This window comes from Falsiroseomonas tokyonensis, from assembly GCF_019024325.1.
Taxonomy (GTDB): Bacteria; Pseudomonadota; Alphaproteobacteria; order Acetobacterales; family Acetobacteraceae; genus Falsiroseomonas; species Falsiroseomonas tokyonensis.
Genome location: NZ_JAFNJS010000008.1, coordinates 20,653 through 39,661, shown reverse-complemented (window position 1 = coordinate 39,661; position 19,009 = coordinate 20,653). Strand labels below are relative to the sequence as shown.

At 71.6% G+C, this 19,009-nt stretch carries 15 protein-coding genes; 7 read left to right on the top strand and 8 right to left on the bottom strand.

The annotated features are described in order from the left end of the window. Window positions 1–69: 69 nt before the first annotated feature. On the top strand, window positions 70–1,176 hold the full coding sequence (locus tag J3S20_RS22975) for a HAMP domain-containing protein (protein ID WP_216838961.1): 1,107 nt from the start codon (window positions 70–72) through the stop codon (window positions 1,174–1,176). A gap of 76 nt (window positions 1,177–1,252) precedes the next feature. Continuing rightward, window positions 1,253–2,416: an MFS transporter gene (locus J3S20_RS22970; protein ID WP_216838960.1), complete on the top strand. Its 1,164-nt coding sequence runs from the start codon at window positions 1,253–1,255 to the stop codon at window positions 2,414–2,416. Here J3S20_RS22970 and J3S20_RS22965 read toward each other — a convergent pair. The 3 genes from J3S20_RS22965 to acnA all read right to left on the bottom strand — a co-directional run bounded on the left by J3S20_RS22965 (window position 2,413) and on the right by acnA (window position 7,010). Beyond that, window positions 2,413–3,177: a metallophosphoesterase family protein gene (locus tag J3S20_RS22965; protein ID WP_216838959.1), complete on the bottom strand. Its 765-nt coding sequence runs from the start codon at window positions 3,175–3,177 to the stop codon at window positions 2,413–2,415. The genes J3S20_RS22970 and J3S20_RS22965 overlap by 4 nt on opposite strands. Next, window positions 3,174–4,130: a diacylglycerol/lipid kinase family protein gene (locus J3S20_RS22960; protein ID WP_216838957.1), complete on the bottom strand. Its 957-nt coding sequence runs from the start codon at window positions 4,128–4,130 to the stop codon at window positions 3,174–3,176. Before J3S20_RS22960 ends, J3S20_RS22965 begins: the two co-directional genes overlap by 4 nt. Window positions 4,131–4,313: 183 nt before the next feature. Then, window positions 4,314–7,010 carry an aconitate hydratase AcnA gene (acnA, locus tag J3S20_RS22955; protein WP_216838955.1) on the bottom strand — a complete coding sequence of 899 codons (2,697 nt, stop codon included), beginning with the start codon at window positions 7,008–7,010 and terminating at the stop codon, window positions 4,314–4,316. 266 nt (window positions 7,011–7,276) lie between these two features. Between acnA and ccmA the strand changes: the two genes are divergently transcribed. From ccmA to J3S20_RS22940, 3 genes are all read left to right on the top strand, one after another. After that, window positions 7,277–7,867, top strand: coding sequence for a heme ABC exporter ATP-binding protein CcmA (ccmA, locus tag J3S20_RS22950; RefSeq protein WP_456305707.1), 591 nt, complete (start codon window positions 7,277–7,279; stop codon window positions 7,865–7,867). Beyond that, entirely contained in the window at window positions 7,864–8,523 is a 660-nt protein-coding gene (ccmB, locus tag J3S20_RS22945) for a heme exporter protein CcmB (RefSeq protein WP_216838946.1), read from the top strand. The genes ccmA and ccmB overlap by 4 nt, the downstream gene beginning before the upstream one ends. 90 nt (window positions 8,524–8,613) lie before the next feature. Beyond that, on the top strand, window positions 8,614–10,191 hold the full coding sequence (locus tag J3S20_RS22940; RefSeq protein ID WP_216838943.1) for an ABC transporter substrate-binding protein: 1,578 nt from the start codon (window positions 8,614–8,616) through the stop codon (window positions 10,189–10,191). 13 nt (window positions 10,192–10,204) lie between these two features. Here J3S20_RS22940 and J3S20_RS22935 read toward each other — a convergent pair whose 3' ends face one another. The 3 genes from J3S20_RS22935 to trxB form a co-directional block, all read right to left on the bottom strand. Beyond that, window positions 10,205–12,685, bottom strand: coding sequence for a M10 family metallopeptidase (locus J3S20_RS22935; protein ID WP_216838941.1), 2,481 nt, complete (start codon window positions 12,683–12,685; stop codon window positions 10,205–10,207). 362 nt (window positions 12,686–13,047) lie between these two features. Next, the gene (locus J3S20_RS22930) at window positions 13,048–13,956 is read right to left on the bottom strand and encodes a LysR family transcriptional regulator (protein ID WP_216838939.1); all 909 of its coding nucleotides are present in this window, start codon (window positions 13,954–13,956) and stop codon (window positions 13,048–13,050) included. A gap of 143 nt (window positions 13,957–14,099) precedes the next feature. Continuing rightward, window positions 14,100–15,071, bottom strand: a complete 972-nt coding sequence (gene trxB, locus J3S20_RS22925) for a thioredoxin-disulfide reductase (RefSeq protein WP_216838936.1) — start codon at window positions 15,069–15,071, stop codon at window positions 14,100–14,102. Between the two features lie 187 nt (window positions 15,072–15,258). On the opposite strand from trxB, the gene J3S20_RS22920 reads away from it, so the two are divergent. Together J3S20_RS22920 and J3S20_RS22915 are read left to right on the top strand one after the other, a co-directional pair. Continuing rightward, window positions 15,259–15,747, top strand: a complete 489-nt coding sequence (locus tag J3S20_RS22920; RefSeq protein WP_216838934.1) for an Lrp/AsnC family transcriptional regulator — start codon at window positions 15,259–15,261, stop codon at window positions 15,745–15,747. Next, complete coding sequence (locus tag J3S20_RS22915; RefSeq protein WP_216838932.1) at window positions 15,744–17,069, top strand: hypothetical protein; 1,326 nt, start codon at window positions 15,744–15,746, stop codon at window positions 17,067–17,069. Before J3S20_RS22920 ends, J3S20_RS22915 begins: the two co-directional genes overlap by 4 nt. A 152-nt stretch (window positions 17,070–17,221) precedes the next feature. Here J3S20_RS22915 and J3S20_RS22910 read toward each other — a convergent pair whose 3' ends face one another. Both J3S20_RS22910 and greA read right to left on the bottom strand, forming a co-directional pair. Continuing rightward, entirely contained in the window at window positions 17,222–18,460 is a 1,239-nt protein-coding gene (locus tag J3S20_RS22910) for a threonine ammonia-lyase (protein ID WP_216838931.1), read from the bottom strand. 4 nt (window positions 18,461–18,464) lie between these two features. Next, on the bottom strand, window positions 18,465–18,938 hold the full coding sequence (gene greA / locus J3S20_RS22905) for a transcription elongation factor GreA (protein ID WP_216838930.1): 474 nt from the start codon (window positions 18,936–18,938) through the stop codon (window positions 18,465–18,467). Window positions 18,939–19,009 lie beyond the last annotated feature (71 nt).

Here is a 19,009-nt window from a genome sequence, read left to right as displayed (position 1 = left end):
AACTTCCCTGAGTCAGCTTGCCCTCGGTGGCCTGACCCCCCTTGGCCACATCCGGGCAGGAGGCCCTGCATGTCCGCCACCATCCGCCGACCGCTGGATCGCCTCCAGCTGCGCGCCGAACCCCGCCGCGACGCCCTTCCCGAGGATGGGCAGGGCGGCCGGTTCGCCTGGTGGGGCGGCCTTGGCGCCCTCGCGGCCTTCTGCCTGATCGTCACCGGGATGCTGGCCTGGCAGCCGGGAGAACCCGGCGCGCAGCCGGCCGAGCGCGCGGCAGGCGCGCCCACCACCCTGCAGGCCCTGACCCTGCTGGCGCCCCTGCCGCCGGAGCCTGCGACGCTGGGCGGGGTGGACCGGGCGCTGGCCCGGCTGGATCGTGACCTGCAGACCTGGCAGCGGCTGGTGGCGCCGGAGGGCCGCGTCGACCTCGGCACGCTGCGCGATCGGGCGGCGCAATTCACCCGCGGCGGGTCCATGCTGCAACTGGCCTCGGCCCCCGTGGCGGCCGAGGCGGAGGCGCGGCCCGAGTCCCGGCCCGACCCCCGCCCCGATTCACGCCCCGACTCACGCCCCGACTCACGGATCGATGCCGGCAGCGATCCCGGCAGCGTGGCGCTGGTGCCGCTGGCGGTGACGCTGGCGGCCGCCACCCTGCTGGCCGGCCTCGGCGCGCTGCTGCTGGAACGCCTGCTGCTCGCCCCCTTCCGCGCCCTGCGCGCGGTCGCCGCCGCCATGGCGGAAGGCCATCTGGGCACGGAAGTGCCCGGCACCGCGCGGGACGACGAGGCCGGCGCCCTGGCGCGCAGCCTGGAACGCTTCCGCCTGCAGGCGCTCGCCCTGCGCGCCGAGGCCGAGCGCGACCCCGCCAGCCTGGCCGAGGCCGGCCTGCGCATGGCGACCGCCGCCCGGCAGATGGAACGGCTTTCGGCCTCCGCCGCCGCGCTGGCGCTGGAGGCCTCGCTGCGGCCGCCGGTGGCGCAGCTGGAGCCGGCGCAACTCGCCGTGGCCCAGGGCGTGCGCGACCTGGCGCTGCAGGTGGTGGACCTGCGTGACGCGGCGGATCGCAGCATCCAGACCGTCGGCCGCCTGGCGGAGGCGGTGGAGGTGCCCGAGCCGCCCCTGCTGGCGCCCGTGCCGCAGCCGGGCCCGCGCCACCTGGCCAGGGCCGGCACGGGCTGAAAAGGCGGCCCCCGCGGGGCGCAGGCCTCGGCAGGGGGTGCTTGGCAGCGGGGCGGGGCCGGGCGAGGTTGCGCCCGTGACCCCCGCAAACCGCTTCGTCCTGCTCTACAGCGCCCAGTTCGTGGTGGTCGGGATCACGCTGCCCTTCCTGCCCTCGGTGCTGGCCGGCCATGGCCTCTCGCCTGAGCAGGTGGGGGTGGCGCTGGCGGTGGCGGCCGGCGTGCGGCTGGTGGCCGGGCCGGCGGGCGGGCGGCTGGCGGATGCGCTGGGCGATGCCCGGGTCCTGCTGGTGGCGGGATCCGCGCTGGCGGCGCTGGCCGCCTGCGGCTTCCTGCTGCCGGCGGGATTCGGGCTGCTGCTGCTGGTGATGGCGCTGCAGGGTGCGGCCTTCGCGCCGGTGGTGCCGCTGACCGATGCGCTGGCCGTCGCGGCCTCCCGCGCCCCCGCTTCCCCCTCGGGAGGCTTCGACTATGCGCGGGTACGGGCGGCGGGCAGCATTTCCTTCATGCTGGCGGCGATCGCGGTGGGGCAGGCGGTGGCCCTCTTCGGCATCCAGGCGGCGGCCTGGCTGCTGGTGGCGGGCTTCGGCGCCACGGCGCTGGCGGCGCTGGCGCTGCCCGCGGGACCGCCGCGGGCCAGCCGGGTGGTGGCGCTTGGCTGGGCGGGGTTCCTGGCGCCGCTGCGCATCAAGGCGGTGCGGCGGCTGATGCTGGTCTCCGCACTGATCCAGGGCAGCCATGCGCTGTATTACGGCTTCGGCACGCTGCACTGGCAGGCGGCGGGACTCGGCGCCGGGCTGATCGGCGGGCTTTGGGCGGTGGGCGTGCTGGCGGAGGTGGCGCTGTTCCTCTGGGGAAAGGGGCTGGTCGCGCGGCTCGGGCCGGTGGGCCTGTCGCTGGCGGCGGCGGGGGCTGGCGTGCTGCGTTGGGGCGTCACGGCGCTGACCGTCGACCCCTGGCTGCTGGTGCCGGCGCAGATGCTGCACGCGGCGAGCTTCGGCATGCAGCACCTGGCCACCATGGCGGTGCTGGGGCGGGTGGTGCCGCCGGCCGAGGCCGGCACGGCGCAGACCCTGCATGCCTCGCTCGGCGTCGGGCTTTGGATGGGCCTGCTGGCCCTGGCCTGCGGGCCGCTCTACGCGGCGGCCGGTGGGGCCGGATTCTGGGCGATGGCGGCGCTCTGCGCGCTCGCGGTGCCGGCCAGCCTGGCGCTGGGGGCTGCGCTGCGGCGGTCGCCCTAGGCCCTTGGCAGGTCTTCCCACCCCGCGCCGTGCCAGATGCGCGGCGTGACGCTGGCGCGGCCCTCCTCCACCAGGATGCGGTTATAGGCATTGGGCGTGCCGCGCAGCCGGACGGAGGTGGCGCTGCCGGCCTGGGCCACCACCAGCCCCCCCTCCCGCACCGGGCGCACATCGCCCAGGTGCAGATGCCCGGTCAGCACCAGCCGCACATCGTGCCGGGCGAAGGCGGCCAGAGCGGGCTCCGCATTGCCGACCAGCCGCGCCCCCGGCTTCAGCATCGGCGCCAGGAAGGGGTGGTGTGCCACGACGATGCGGAACAGGCCCGGCGGCAGGGCGGCCAGCCGGCCCTCCGCCGCCGCCAGCCGGCTGCCGGAGACGCGGCCGCGTGCCCAGTTGAGATAGAGCCCCGCCCGGCGGGCGGTGTTCATGCCGACCAGGGCGACTTCCGCATCCGCAAAAACCGGCTCCGTCGCCTCCTGCACATGGCGGCGCCAGCGGCGATAGGGGTCGGTGAAGCGCTCCATCAGGTTGTAGGGCGACATGTCGTGATTGCCCGGCACGATCAGCCGCGGCGCCGGCAGCCCGTCCAGGAACTGCATGGCGGCGATGAATTCCTCATGCCGCGCGCCCTGGGTCAGGTCGCCCGAGACGGCGATGAGGTCGGGCTGCCAGTCCGCCAGCTCCTGCGCGAAGCTGGCCACCACCGCCGGGTCCTCGGCGCCGAAATGCAGGTCGGACAGATGCGCGATGCGGCGGGTCATGCCCTCAGGTCGGAGGTGATGTCGGAGGCGGGCGCCGTCTCCGCCGGCGGATCGGTGGCGGGCGGGCCGGGGACGATGACGCGCAGCGCACCGGCATGGATGCGATAGACCAGCGGCGGCGGCAGCAGCACCGCCTCGCCATCATTCATCACGCGGATCGCGGTGCGGGCGGAGCCGATGGTCACCTCCTGCGCCGTGCGTTCCTGCACGAGGCGGGAGCCGCGCCAGCTGCCCAGGAACATGCCTGCCATGAGCTTCACCCACCACCATGCCCCGTAGCGACGCGCGACATAAAGCGCGAGTTCCCCGGCATCGAGCCGCGGGCGGGCCATCATCAGGTTAAAGCCCTCCGCATAGCGGTTGTTCGCCACCGCCAGTGCCCGGGTCCAGAGCCGCACGGTGCGCCCGGTGCCCAGCCGCACGCTGAGCCGCATCGGCCGGTGCCGCCATTCGGAACGCAGCGCGGCCAGCGCGAAGAGGAGGCGCGGCCGCCAGCCGACCTTGCCGCGCCCACGTTCGCGATGCCGGCCGAGCCAGGAGGGGCTGCCGAGAACGGAGGAGCACAGGAAGACATGGCCGTTCACATCCGCCACGTCGATGGCGCGGATGGTGCCGTGGGCGAGGGCGGCCGCCGCCGCCTCCAGCTCCAGCGGGATGCCGAGGTCCTTGGCCAGCATGTTCATGGTGCCGAGCGGCAGGATGCCGAGCGCGGCCTCCCCATTCATCAGCCGCGCCGCGGCGGCCGCGATGGAGCCGTCGCCGCCGCCGACCACCACGGCCTGGGCGCCCATGGCCACGGCCGCATCCAGCCGGGCGAGCAGCCCTTCGGCATGATCCGGCACCAGCACGGCCTCCAGCCCAGCCTCGGCGAGGTGGCGCGTGACCTCGGCCTCGATCGTGTCGCGGCCGAGCGCGGTGCCAGAGGCGGCGTTGATGACGACGGCGACGCGCATGGGGGCTTCGGCGTGCTGGGGTGGCGAAAGCGGCAGGATAGGCCTCCGGTCGGCGGATGGAACGGGGTGAGAGCGAAGGCGGAGGCCCAAGGTTCCGAGGTCGGAGTGTTACAGCCCGCCGCAAAAGAAAAGGGCGCGGCCCCTGCGGACCGCGCCCTTTCTGTCACCCGGGGTGAAGCCGGCTCACGCCGCCTTCGCCATCCCGCGCAGCACGTAGTTCAGAATGCCGCCGTTCTTGTAGTATTCGACCTCATCCGCCGTATCGACGCGGCAGAGCAGCTTGGTCTCGTGCTTCGTGCCGTCCGGGCGGTGGATCACCATGCCCACCTCCATGCGCGGGCTCAGCGTCTCCAGCCCCGTCAGGTCGATGATCTCGGGGCCGGTGATGCCAAGCGTCTGGCGGGTCTCGCCGTTCTGGAAGACCAGCGGCAGCACGCCCATGCCGACCAGGTTCGAGCGATGGATGCGCTCGAAGCTTTCGGCGATCACCGCCTTCACGCCGAGCAGGAAGGTGCCCTTGGCCGCCCAGTCGCGGGAGGAGCCGGTGCCGTATTCCTTGCCGCCGAAGATCACCAGCGGCACGCCCTCCGCCTTGTACTTCATGGCCGCGTCGTAGATCGGCAGCACCTCGCCCGAGGGCTGGTGCTTGGTCATGCCGCCCTCGATGCCCGGCACCAGCTCGTTGCGGATGCGGGTATTCGCAAAGGTGCCGCGCATCATGACTTCATGGTTGCCGCGGCGGGCGCCGTAGCTGTTGAAGTCGTGCTGGCGCACCTGGTGCTGCAGAAGGTAGTCGCCGGCCGGCGAGGTCTTCTTGATGGCACCGGCCGGGGAGATGTGGTCGGTGGTGATGGAATCGCCCAGCTCGGCCAGCACCCGCGCCCCGGTGATCGGCGGGATCGCGGGGATCTCCATCGTCATGCCGGTGAAGTAGGGCGGGTTCTGCACGTAGGTGGAGCCGCCGTTCCAGCGATAGGTGTCGCTGTCCGTGTCGACGCGGATCGCCTGCCACTGCGCCGGGCCCTTGAAGACATCGCCGTAGCGGTCGAGGAACATTTCCCGCGTCACCGCCGCATGGACGGTGTCGTTCACTTCCTTCTGCGTCGGCCAGATATCCTTCAGGTAGACGGGCTGGCCGTTGCTGCCGGTGCCGATGGCGTCCTGCGTGATGTTCAGCTTCACCGTGCCGGCCAGCGCATAGGCGACCACCAGCGGCGGGGAGGCCAGGTAGTTGGCGCGGACATTGGCGTGGACGCGGCCCTCGAAGTTGCGGTTGCCCGACAGCACGGAGGAGACGACCAGCTTGTTGTCCTCGATGGCCTCCAGGATCGGATCGGCCAGCGGGCCGGAATTGCCGATGCAGGTGGTGCAGCCATAGCCCACGGTCTGGAAGCCGAGCGCATCCAGCTCCGCCGACAGGCCGGCCTTGTCGAGATACTCGGTGACCACCTGGGAGCCGGGGGCCAGCGAGGTCTTCACCCAGGGCTTCGGCTTCAGGCCCAACGCGCGGGCCTTCTTCGCCACCAGGCCGGCGGCGACCATGACATAGGGGTTGGAGGTATTGGTGCAGGAGGTGATCGCGGCGATCACCACGTCGCCATGGCCGAGGTCGTAATTGGCCCCCGAGACCGGCACGCGGAGGTCGGCCTTGTCACCGGGCACGCCCATGGTGCCGGCGGCCAGGTCCTTGGCGAAGCTGGTGGAGACCTGGGTCAGCGGCACGCGGTCCTGCGGGCGCTTCGGCCCGGCCATGGAGGGCTCGACCGTGGACAGGTCCAGCTCCATCACGTCGGTGAAGACCGGGTCGGGCGTGCTGGCGTCGCGCCACAGGCCCTGCGCTTTGCAGAAGGCCTCGGTCAGCTTGATGCGGTGCTCGTCGCGGCCGGACAGTCGCAGATAGTCGATCGTCATCTTGTCGACGGGGAAGAAGCCGCAGGTGGCGCCGTATTCCGGGGCCATGTTGCCGATCGTCGCACGGTCGGCCAGCGGCAGGTCATCGAGGCCCGCGCCGAAGAATTCGACGAACTTGCCGACCACGCCCTTCTTGCGCAGCATCTGGGTGACGGTCAGCACCAGGTCGGTGGCCGTCACGCCCTCGCGCAGCTTGCCGGTCAGGCGGAAGCCGATGACATCCGGGATCAGCATGGCGATGGGCTGGCCGAGCATGGCGGCCTCCGCCTCGATGCCGCCGACGCCCCAGCCGAGCACGCCCAAGCCGTTCACCATGGTGGTGTGACTGTCCGTGCCGTAGCAGCTGTCCGGGAACACATAGGTGTCCGGGCCGTCCTGCGAGGTCCAGGCGACCTGCGCCAGGTATTCCAGGTTCACCTGGTGGCAGATGCCGGTGCCCGGCGGCACGACGCGGAAGTTGGCGAAGGCGGACTGGCCCCAGCGCAAAAACTCGTAGCGCTCGCCGTTCCGCTCGAACTCGATGTCGACGTTCTTCTGCAGCGCGTCCTTGGTGCCGGAGACGTCGACCATCACGGAGTGGTCGATGACGAGGTCGACGGGGACCAGCGGGTTCACCTTGCGCGGGTCGCCGCCCAGGGTGGAGAGCGCATCGCGCATCGCGGCCAGGTCGACCACCGCGGGCACGCCGGTGAAATCCTGCAGCAGGATGCGGGCGGGGCGGAAGGGGACCTCCTTCGTGGAGGAGCCCTTCTCGAGCCAGGCCACGACGGCCTTGGCGTCGTCCACCGTGTAGCTGCGCCCATCCTCGAAGCGCAGGATGTTCTCCAGCAGCACCTTCAGGCTGCAGGGCAGCCGCGCCGGGTCGCCGATGGCAGAAGCAGCCTCGGGCAGGCTGAAATAATGATAGTCCTTGCCGTCCACCTTGAGGGTGCGGCGGGTCTTCAGGCTGTCCTGCCCGATCATCCGCATGGTCCGGGGTCCCCGTTCGCGTGGCGCCGGGTTGGGTGCCACCCCGGAAGCGGGGCGCCTTCCGCCAAGCCTGGCGCGGTTCCGCCGTGCCGCTTTCGCGACCGCAGCAGGCGGCTTAAACCACAGGGGCACGGGGCGGTCCATCCGCTACGGCGCTGTTACGCAGGCTTGTGCGGTGTGATGCGCTTGGCGCATGCCTTAACCGACCCGCGGAGCGCCCAGGGGGGATGTTTTCGTGCGCGGCGGCAGGCTGGGGGGAGTTCGGGGTGCTGGAAGCGCGGGATCTGGCCTGCTGGCGGGGCGACCGCGCGATCTTTGCCGGCCTGTCCTTCCAGCTGGAAGCGGGCGGCGCGCTGCTGCTGCTGGGCGCCAATGGGGCGGGAAAGTCCAGCCTGCTGCGCCTGCTGGCCGGGCTGATCCCGCCGGCGGAAGGCGCGCTTCTGTGGGACGGCGCCGATGCGCTGGCCGATCGCGTCGCCCATGCCGCGCGGCTGCGCTACCTCAGCCACCAGGACGCGCTGAAGCCCAGCCTGACGGCGCGCGAGAACCTGCTGTTCTATTCGCGGCTCTGGGGCGGCGATGTGGCGGGGGCGCTGGAGGCGGTGGACCTGACCGACCTGGCCGAACTTCCGGCGCGCATCCTCTCCTCCGGCCAGAAGCGCCGGCTCGCCTTGGCCCGGCTGGCGCTGGCCCCGGCGCGGCTCTGGCTGCTGGATGAGCCGACGGTGGGGCTGGATGCGGCCTCCGTCGCCCGGCTCGGCGGGTTGCTGGCGGCGCACCGGGCGGCCGGCGGGGCGGTGATCGCCGCGACGCATCTGCCATTGCCGCTTCCGGGCGCGCGGGAGCTGGCGCTGTGAGCGGCTTTCTCGCCGTGCTGGGGCGGGAGGTGCGGCTGGCGCTGCGGCATCCGGCCGATACCTTGGCCGCCGTGCTGTTCTTCGTGCTGGTCTGCGCCCTGTTTCCCTTCGGCATCGGGCCATCCCCCGAGATCCTGGCGCGCATCGCGCCGGGCGCGCTGCTGGCCGCCGCCCTGCTCGCCGCGCTGCTACCGCTGGACCGGCTGTTCGGGGCGGAGGCGGAGGATGGCTCGCTGGACCAGCTGCTGCTTTCGGGCCTGCCGCCCTCCGCCCTGGCGGGCGCCAAGGCGCTCGGCCATTGGGTGGTCACCGGCCTGCCGCTGCTGCTGGCCACCCCCATCGCGGCCGCCATGCTGAACCTGCCGGTGGAGGCCTGGGGCACGGCGGCGCTGGCGCTGGGCCTGGCCACCGGCGTGCTGTCCCTGTTCGGCGCGGCCGGCGCGGCGCTGACGCTGGGGGCGCGGCGCGGCGGCGTGCTGCTGCCGCTGCTGGTGCTGCCACTGTCCATCCCGGCGGTGATCTTTGGCGCCGCGGCGATCGAGGCGGCGGCGGGCGGCATCTCCCCGCGGCCCTATCTGCTGCTGCTGGGCGCGCTGCTGGCCATCGCGGCGCCGATGGCGCCGCTGGCCGCGGGGGCGGCGCTGCGGGGGGATTGATCCGCAGACCGGTGGTGACAAACCCCCGTAACGAAGATCAGGATAAGGCCCGAGCGCGCCCCGCCAGATGGACGCGCCGGGAGGTCCAGGATGTCCATCTCGCGTCGCGCCACGCTGGCGCTGCTGCCTGCCATGCTCGCCGCGCCCGCCCTGGCGCAGGGCCGCGGCGATCCGGATACGCTGCGGGTCAAGCTCTTCGGCGATCTGCGCGGGCTCGATCCCTTCATCTCGCCCGAATACATGGCCCGCAACCATGGCTACATGGTCTACGATACGCTCTTCGCACTGGATTCCAGACTGCGCCCGCAGCCGCAGATGGTGGAAAGCCACAGCGTCAGCGCCGACCGCCTGACCTGGGATTTTGCGCTGCGCCCCGGGCTGCGCTTCCATGACGGGGCGCCCGTCACCTCCGAGGATGTGGTGGCCTCGCTCCGCCGCTGGGCGATCCGGGATGGGCATGGCGCGCAGATGCTGGCGGAGGGGAATACCCTCACGGCGCTCGACGCGCGGCGCTTCCGGCTGGTGCTGCAGCGGCCCTGGGGGCTGGTGCTGGATGCGCTGGCGAAACCCTCCGGCCTGCCCGCCTTCATCATGCCGGCGCGCGTGGCGGCCACGCCGATCACCACGCCCATCACCGACCCCACCGGCAGCGGCCCCTATATGCTGCGGCGGGAGGATTGGCGGATCGGCGACCGCACCACCTATCGCCGCAACCCGGACTACCAGCCGCGCGCCGAGGCGCCGGACGGGCTCGCGGGCGGCAAGCACGCCCGGATCGAGCGCGTGGAATGGGTGGCGCTGCCCGATGCCACCACGGCGCTGAGCGCGCTGCAGACCGGCGAGATCGACATCTTCGAGGAATGCCCGCCGGACCTGTTCCCCGTCGTGGCCCGCAACCGCAACCTGCGGCTGGCGGCGCAGGATGCCGCTGGCGTGCAGCCGATCTTCCGCATGAACCACGCCGTGCCGCCTTTCGATAACCTGAAGCTCCGCCAGGCGATGCGGCTGCTGGTGGACCCGGCGGAGATGATGCCGGCCTATATGACGGAGCGCGACCGCTGGCAGGACTGCCGCAGCTTCTTCCCCTGCGCCTCCCCCTTCCACACCAGCGAGGGCTGGATGGCGCCCAATCTCGACCTGGCCCGCACCGCCGTGCAGCAATCCGGCTATGACGGCACGCCGGTGGTGGTGCTGGATGCGCAGGACAGCACCATCAGCAGCACCTTTGCGCGCGTCGCGGCGGACCGGCTGCGGCGCGTGGGCATGACGGTGGATCTGCAGGCGATGGACTGGGCCACGCTGGTCACCCGCCGGCTGTCGAAAAACCCGGTGGGGCAGGGCGGCTGGAGCCTGTTCGTCTCGGCCCCCGCGGCGGTGGACCTGATGGACCCCGTCAGCCACATCGCGCTGCGCGCCGCCGGCGCCCGCACCGCCCTGCCGGGCTGGCCCGACGACCCGGAGCTGGAACGCCTGCGCGACGAATTCGCCTTCGCCGCGACGCAGGAGGATCGCCAGCGCATCGCGCGCCAGGTGCAGCAGCGGGCGGTGGAGACGGTGCCCTACCTGCCGATCGGCATGATGAGCCTGGTGCGCGGCCATTCCGCCCGGCTGCAGGGCATCCTGAACGCCGCCATCCCGGTCTATTGGAACATCAGCAAGACCGCCTGAGGGGGCGCCCCCGCTACCCCACCAGGCTGCCAGGCGGCGCCAGCAGGAACAGGCTGGCGCTGACCTCGGCCAGGGCGAGGCCCTGGATCACCACCTCATTGCCATTGTCCATCCGCAGCAGCGTGCCGCCCTCGATCCCGCTGAGGTCGTCCGCCAGCACGGCGAAATCGTCGTAATAGGCGGCCAGGCCGATGCGGTCCTCGGCCAGGCTGAAATCGGCGATGATCAGCCGGCCCTCGCTGCCGCCGGCCCAGGCGAAGATATCGGCGCCGGCGCCGCCCTGCAGGCGAACCTCGCCGCTGCCGCCCACCAGCAGGTCATTGCCGGCATCGCCGATCAGCGTGTCGTTGCCGCCCTCGCCCAGCAGCGTATCCGCCCCGGCATCGCCCGCCATGCGGTCGTCGCCCGCGCCGCCGAGGAGCACATCCGCGCCCTCGCCGCCGCGCAGCGTGTCCCGGCCGCTGCCGCCTTCCAGGCTGTCATCGCCGACGCCGCCGGCCAGCCAGTCATCGCCCGAACCGCCCACCAGCGAATCGGCGCCCGCCCCGCCCAGCACCCGGTCCGCCCCGGCGCCGCCCGAGATGGTGTCGTCGCCGCCAAGGCCGGAGAGCCGGTTGTCCATCGCGCTGCCGCTGATGTCGTTGTCCAGCGCATTGCCGAAGCCCTGCAGGGCACGGTCGATCAGCACCAGCTCCTCCAGCGCCGCGCCCAGGCGGGTGATCTCGAGGCTGGAGATGACGGTGTCCTGCCCCTCCTCCGCCCGTTCCAGCACGCGGTCGCCGGCCTGGTCGATGGCGTAGCTGTCATTGCCGGTGCCGCCGGCCATGCGGTCCGCACCCTCGCCGCCCAGCAGCAGGTCGTCGCCGTCCCCGCCGAAGAGCAGGTCGTCGCCTGCGCCGCCGTAGAGGAGATCGGCATCCGCCTCCCCGAACAGCCGGTCGATGCCGCCATGGCCGGAGAGCGCGTCATTCCCCGCGCCGCCCACCAGCGTATTGTCGGCGCCATTGCCCTCGATCCGGTTCGCCTCGGCATTGCCCAGGCCGCGCGCGGCGCCGGCGGCCTCGGTCAGCAGCAGCGCCTCGAAATGCGCGCCGAGCTGCCAGCCGCGGGCGGCGATGACGGTATCGCGGCCGCCGCCGGCCTGCTCCACCACCCGGTCGCCGGACTGGTCGACCAGGTAGGTATCGTCCCCCGCGCCGCCCTCCATCCGATCCGCCCCGGCCCCGCCATCCAGCGTATCGGCGCCCTGCAGGCCGAGCAGCGTATCCGCCCCCGCCGCGCCCAGCAGGCGATTGGCGGCGAGGTTGCCGGAGATGCGGTCATCGCCCGTCCCGCCCCAGACATCCTCGATCAGCGACCGTGGGTCGTCCTGGTAGAGGAAGGCGTTGTAGAGGTTGCGCTGCGCCCGCCAGGTGCCGGGTTCCTCGCCCAGCGGCGTCAGGTCGGCCAGCTGGTCCGGCGCAAGGATGGAGCCGGCGCCGGGGGCCAGGTCGATGCGGAGGTCGTCGGCATAGGCGCTGAGGTCGTAGGTGTCCCGGCCGCCGCCATCCCAGATGGTCAGCAGGATTCGGTTGGTGCCCGGCGCGCCCTGGCCGAGGCCATTCACCGTCACCTCCCCGGTCAGGGGATCGAAGCGATAGACGGTGTCGCCGGACTCCGTCGTGTAATTGGCGCCATAGAGGTGCTGCAGCGCGCGGATGTCGTAGGTCATCCAGGTCTGCGGCAGGTCGAAGCTGTCGATCGGGGACTGGTCGTCGACCGAGCCGTCCGGATGCAGCCGATAGGCCATGTTGGTGAATTCGACGCTGTTCCAGGCATCCGGCATGGCCACCACGGTGCCGCCCGCCTGGCCCGGCCCCTGGTGCGGATGCGCCAGGCCCAGCGCATGACCCAGCTCATGCGTCAGCGTATGCCAGGCCAGGCCCCCCGGCACCGGGTCCAGCACGCCGCCGGGCCCGGTCATGAAATTGGCGAAGCTGAGCCAAATATCGCCGCCGCGCACCCCCGGGCCGATCGAAGGGGTCCCGCCGCCCCAGACCTCGTCGCCCGGCGGGAAGGCGAGGCCGAAGGCCTCGGGCAGCCGGTCGGCGAGGCCGAGGCGGAGCGTCGCGCCGTCCACATCCTCGCCGCGCGCCAGGGTCAGTGGCGTGAAGGCGGAGAGCGAGGTCAGGCGCTGCAAAGTCCCCTCCGCCCCCTCGCTGCGGCCGGTGAGGATGAGGTCCATGGCGCGGGCGAGGGATTCGCTGGGCGGCAGGGCGGCCTCGGAAAGGCCTGCCAGGACGCCATCGCCCCAGGCGGCCTGGTCCGCCGGCAGGGCGTAGGACAGGCTGGTGCCGGTCCAGCGGGAGCCGAGCAGCAGGGAATCCAGCGTGGCATCGCCGGTATAGTCGGCAAATTCCCATTGCCGCTGGGGCGGCACGGCGAGGCTGGCCGCCAGGTGCTGCGCCGGCTGGTCCTCGGCCCGCAGCCCCGTGCCCGCACAGATCATGCACATGCGCCGGCTCTCCCCCTGCTTTTCAGGCCGAAGGATTAATGAATATCATCACCCGCGCCAGCCGCCCGCCGCGGCGACGGGCCCGCGGCCAAAAAAAAGGCCGCCAGCCCGTTGGGGTAGCGGCCTAAGTCAAACAGGGAGGCTTCACGTCTGGGAGACGAAGGGGTTCGGGATAACCCGAGTGACCCTGATCCAACGTCGCCGTCGGAACACCGCCAACATAGTGTGCGGTGCGGCATGGCGGATGGGTGAAAAGGCGGTGGCCGCCATGCGCTCTATGCATGGTTAGGTAATACAACCTCGCAGGACACATTGCTCAAGCGAGCGATCGCATTCCGCGATCGCTGGCCGGATCCAGGAGGTCAGCTGGCGGCCTGAAGCCGCGCCGGCATGGCCAGTTCAGCCACCAGGAAATCGCGGAAGACCGCCACGCGCTTGGAATGGCGCAGCTCCTCCGGATAGACGAAATAGGCCTCGATGCGCGGCGATTTCAGCTCCGGCAGCACCTGGACCAGCCCGTCCAGCTCCTCGCCCATGTAGTCGGGCAGGGCAGCGATGCCGAGGCCGCTGCGTACGGCGGCGAGGATGCCCGGCAGGCTGTTCATCTCCAGCACCGCGCGGCGGGCGGAGCCGGGCCGGCGCCCGGCCTCCTGCAGCCAGTTCACCGATTCGACGGGCGGGCGATAGTCGCCATAGACGATCATGCGGTGGGCATCGAGGTCCTCCGCCCGCATCGGCATGCCCGCCGCCTTCAGATAGTCCGGCGCGCCGCAGACCCGCCAGCCGAATGTGCCCAGGTTGCGCTGGATCAGGTCCGGCTGGCGCGGCGGATGCAGGCGGATGGCGACATCCGCTTCCCGCATCGCAAGATCGAGATCGGCATCATCCAGTACCACGGTCAGCGTAACGTCCGGATGCAGCGCCATGAAGCGACGCAACCGGGGCGCGAGCCAGACGCTGCCAAAGCCCGTGGTGGTGGTAACTTTCAGCCGGCCGGTTGGTCGCTCCCGGCTTTCGGTCAGCAGGGCTTCCGTCATCGCCAGCTTGGCGAAGACCTCCCGCACCGCGCGGTTCAGCGTCTCGCCCTGCTCGGTCAGGATCAGGCCGCGGGCATGGCGGTGGAAGAGCGGAACCTGCAGCGCCTCCTCCAGCGCCTGGATCTGGCGCGAGACGGCGGACTGGGAAAGGTTCAGGGTTTCGCCGGCATGGGTGAAGGACCCCGCCTCCGCCACCGCGTGGAAAACGCGCAGCTTGTCCCAATCCAACGGCATGCCTGCGCACGACTCCCTGTTCTCGTTGCATGACAGGCTGCCATGCGCCTCCGGCGTTTGAGTAGCATGTCAGTTGCTGACGGGGCGTTTTTTTTCCTGGATTTTGAAGGGCCAGGGGGCGGAACGCCGTCGCCGGCGGCGCCTCAGGCCGCCGCGACGTCCACCGCGGGCAGATGCGCCAGGAACTTCTCGGCCTCCAGCGCCGCCATGCAGCCGGTGCCAGCGGCCGTCACCGCCTGGCGATAGATCTTGTCCTGCACGTCGCCGGCCGCGAAGACGCCCGGGATGCTGGTCTGGGTCGTGCCGGGGGTGGTGCGGATATAGCCTTCGTCATCCATGCCCAGCTGGCCCTTGAACAGCGCCGTCGCCGGGTCATGGCCGATCGCCACGAACAGCCCATGCACCGGCAATTCGCGCGCCTCGCCGGTCTTCAGGTTGCGTAGCGCCAGGGCCCGCGCCACCGCGACACGGCCGGTCGTATCCGCCAGCACGGCATCGACCGCGGTGTCCCAGATGACGGAGACATTCGGCCGCTCGAACAGTCGCGCCTGCAGGATCTTCTCGGACCGCAGGCTGTCCCGCCGGTGGATCAGCGTGACGTGCCGCGCCAGGTTCGACAGGTACAGCGCCTCCTCCGTCGCGGAATTGCCGCCACCCACCACGGCCACGTCCTTGCCGCGATAGAAGAAGCCGTCGCAGGTGGCGCAGGCGGAGACGCCGAAGCCGGACAGCTCCTTCTCGCCGGGAATGTTCAGCCAGCGGGCCTGCGCGCCGGTGGCGATGACCAGCGATTCCGCCTCGTACACCGCGCCCGAATCGCCGGTGCAGAGGAAGGGCCGGCGGCCGAGATCGACCTTGGTGATCACGTCCTGGATCACCTGCGCCCCGACATGCACCGCCTGCGCCTGCATCTGGTCCATCAGCCAGGGGCCCTGGATCGGCTCGGCGAAGCCGGGGAAGTTCTCCACCTCGGTCGTGATGGTCAGCTGCCCGCCCGGCTGCAGCCCCGCCACCACCAGCGGCTTCAGCCCGGCCCGGGCGGCGTAGATGGCGGCGGTATAGCCGGCGGGGCCGGCGCCGAGGATCAGCAGGCGGGTCTGGATGGTCTGGGACACGATGATCGATCCGGCAGGGGAAAACGCGGCCCAGCATATCGGCCGCCCCGGCCCAATGCTCAACCCCGCCCCGCTCCGCCCCCAGCCTTGCGCCATGCTGGCACGGAATCGGTTTCCTGCGTCTTGTAGATCGCCCAGGTCGAAAGGATATTGCGTCGCGAACCCAGGCTGGGACATGACGGGCTGAATGACGGATACGACCGAGCCGGATATCGACGAGGTGGACCGCCACATCCTGGCGGAGCTGCAGGCCGATGGCCGGATGACCAATGTGGAGCTCGCCCGCCGCGTCGGCCTCTCGGCCCCGCCCTGCCTGCGCCGCGTCCGGCGGCTGGAGGAGCAGGGCGTGATCCGCGGCTACCACGCCGACCTCGACCCCCAGGTGCTGGGCTGGGAGATCACCTTCTTCGCCCTGGTGGGCCTGGAGACGCAGAAGCAATCCGTGCTCTCGGCCTTCGAGGCGATGGTCTGCGAATGGCCCGAGGTGCGCGAATGCCACATGATCCGCGGCGGCGGCGACTTCATGCTGCGCCTGGTGGCGCGCGACACGGCGCATGAGAATGCCCTGACCGCCAAGCTGACCGACGCGCCCAATGTGCTGCGGGTGCAGACCCTGCAGACCATCCGCACCACCAAGGACGCCTCCGGCGTGCCGGTGGAGGGCGCGCCGGCGTGACAGCGCGGCGCTGGCTGGCGGCGGCGCTGCTGCTGCTGAGCGCCGGTGCCTCCCACGGCGTCTCGGCCGAGGCCCCGAAACCGGCGCCCTGCCCCCAGGGCGCGCCCGCCCATCTCACCTGCCTGCGCGGCCAGGATGCGAACGGGGCCCATCTGCTGCTGGCGCGCCCCGCCAACTGGAATGGCGGGCTGGTGACCCATGTCTTCGGCGGGCCCCGCATGGCCCCGATCCGCCCCGAGACGACGGATGAGGATCTGCTGCGTTTCGCCGAATATGTCGCCGATGGCTGGGCCTGGGTCTCCACCAGCCGCCGCCGCCCCGGCTTCGGCATCCGCCAGGCGGGGGAGGATGCGCTGAGCGCCCGGCGCATCGCGGAGGCCAGCTTCGGCCGGCCGCGCATCGCGGTGATCCACGGCCAGTCCTGGGGCGGCGCCATTAGCGCCCGCGCGATCGAGACGCTGAACCACCCGGATGCCGAGGGCCGGCGCCCCTGGCAGGGCGCGCTGCTGACCTCCGCCGTGCTGGCCGGACCGACGCGCGCCTATGACATGCGGGTGGACCTGCGCGCCGCCTTCCAGGTGATCTGCGGCACCCATCCCGGGCCGCAGGAGCCGCAATACCCGGTCACCCTCGGCCTGCCGCGGGGCGAGCGGATGGCCTGGAACGAGATCATGGCGCGCTATACCGCCTGCACCGGCTCGGACCTGGCGCAGCAGTCGCGCAGCCCGGCGCAGCGGCGGGCGCTGGCGGATCTCGTCGCGGTCACCCGCATCCCGGCCTGGTCGATCCCGACGCATATGGCCTGGGCCACCAATGTCTTCGCCGATATCGCCTGGAACATGATGGACGGGCGCAGCGCCTTCGGGAATGCGCATGTCCGCTACCAGGGCACCAGCGACGACGCCGCCTTCAATGCCCGGGTGCCGCGCATCGCGCCCGACCCGGATGCGCAGGCCCGGCTGGCGGAGGATGGCGACCCGACCGGGGCCATCGCCATCCCGGTGCTGACCCTGCACGGGATCGAGGACGCCACCGTCTTCGTCGAGCACCAGGCCGCCTATCGTGCCACGCTGGAACGCGCCGGCACCGCGCATCTGCTGCAGCAGGTCTTCGTCGAGGAGGAGGCGCACAACAAGATGTCCGCGCCACTCTACCCCGCCGCCATGGCCGCGCTGCGCGGCTGGGTGGAGACCGGGCACAGGCCGACGGTGGAGGAGATCCGCCGCGGCTGCGAGGCCGCCCGCGCCCGCCACCCGGGGCCCTGCCGCATCCGGCCCGGCTACGTCCCCCAGCCCTGGGAGGCGCGGGTCAATCCGCGCTGAAGGCGGAACCGCGCGCCGCGGTCTGCGCTGGATCCTGCAGACAGGCAGGAAAGGGATGAAGGATGTTCAGGCTTTTGCGCAACGTGGCGATCATTCGCGGCCTCTGGGGCCTGTTCCGCCGCAGCCGGCGGCGCTGAGGGCCAGGCCAGGCCTCAGCCGCGCCGCACCACATAATCCGCCGCCTGCAGCGCGGCGATGATGGCATTGCCCTGGGCGCCGTCGCGCACCTCCACCATCAGATACAGCTCGGTGCTCTGCACCGTGGGCGCGCCGAAGAGCTGCTGGTGGTTCACCTCGATGACATTGCCGCCGAGGGAAGAGATGCGGCCTGCGATATCGGCGAGCACGCCCGGCCGGTCCGGAATGTCGAAATGCAGGCGCAGGATGCGGCCGTCGCGCAGCAGCTGGCGCAGCAGCACGTTGGATAGCGCCCGCGCATCGATATTGCCACCGCAGATCGGGATGCCGACGGTGCGGCCGGCGAAGCGTTCGGGATGGGCCAGCACGGCGGCGAGGCCGGCGGCGCCGGCGCCCTCCGCCACCAGCTTGGCGCCCTCGGCCAGCAGCGCGATGGCCTGTTCGACGCTGCGCTCGGGGGCGAGCAGCACCTCGATGCCGTGGCGTTGCAGCCAGGCGAAGGGGACTTCGCCGACGTCGCGCACCGCGATGCCCTCGGCGACGGTGGGGCCGCCGACCGAGACGGGCAGGCCAGCCAAGCGCTGGTACATGGCCGGGTAGCCTTCGACCTCGACGCCGACCACGGTGATGCCGGGCTTCAATTCCCGCGCCGCGGCGGCGCAGCCGGTCAGCAGCCCGCCGCCGCCGACCGGGACCACCAGCGTGTCGATCTCCGGAAAGTCTTCCAGCATTTCCAGTGCGGCGGTGCCCTGGCCGGCGATGACGGCGGCATCGTCATAGGGGTGCACGAAGGTCAGGCCCTGCTTCAAGGCCAGTTCATGGGCATGGGCCGCGGCCTCGGCCAGGGTCTCGCCATGCAGCACCACCTGCGCGCCCCAGCCTTCGGTGCGGGTCACCTTGGTGGCGGGGGTGAAGCGCGGCATGACAATGGTGGCGCGGATGCCGGCCAGCGAGGCGTGGCGGGCCACCGCCTGGGCGTGGTTGCCGGCGGACATGGCGATGACGCCGGCGGCGCGTTCGCGGGCGGTGAGCAGGGCGATGCGATTGGCCGCGCCGCGTTCCTTAAAGGCGCCGGTGGCCTGCAGATTGTCCAGCTTCAGGTGGATCCGCGCGCCAGTGGCGCGCGAGAGGGCGTCCGAGTGGATGGTGGGCGTGCGCAGCACCGCGCCCTGGATGCGGGCGGCGGCGGCGCGGACATCCGCCAGGCCGATCGAGGGCGCCTCGACCGGGGCCAGGCTCGTGACGGGGCTCATGGCCTTAGCTGAAGCGGACGCTGGCGATCTCATAGACCTTGGCGCCGCCCGGGGCCGGCACTTCGACGCTGTCGCCGACCTTCTTGCCGATGAGGGCCTTGGCCAGCGGGGAGGAGTTGGAAATCGAGCCGTTTTTCATATCGGCCTCGTACTGGCCGACGATGCGGTAGGTCCTCTCCTGCTCGGTCTCCTCATCCACCACGGTGACATGGGCGCCGAACAGCACCTTGTCGCCCGAAAGCTTGCTGGAATCGATGACTTCGACGGAGGGGATGACGGATTCGAGTTCCGCGATGCGGCCCTCGATGAAGGACTGGCGTTCCCGGGCGGCGTGGTATTCGGCGTTCTCGGACAGGTCGCCATGGGCGCGCGCCTCCGCGATGGCGCGGATCACGGCGGGGCGTTCCTCGACCTTGAGCTCACGGAGCTCCTCTGTCAGTCGGGCCAGGCCTTCCGCGGTCATGGGGAACTTCTGCACGTCGCGTCCTTCCTCCGGGCACTTCGCGCCCGGCCCTGCCTTTGGCCCAGTGTCCCGGATGGGGCTGGGCC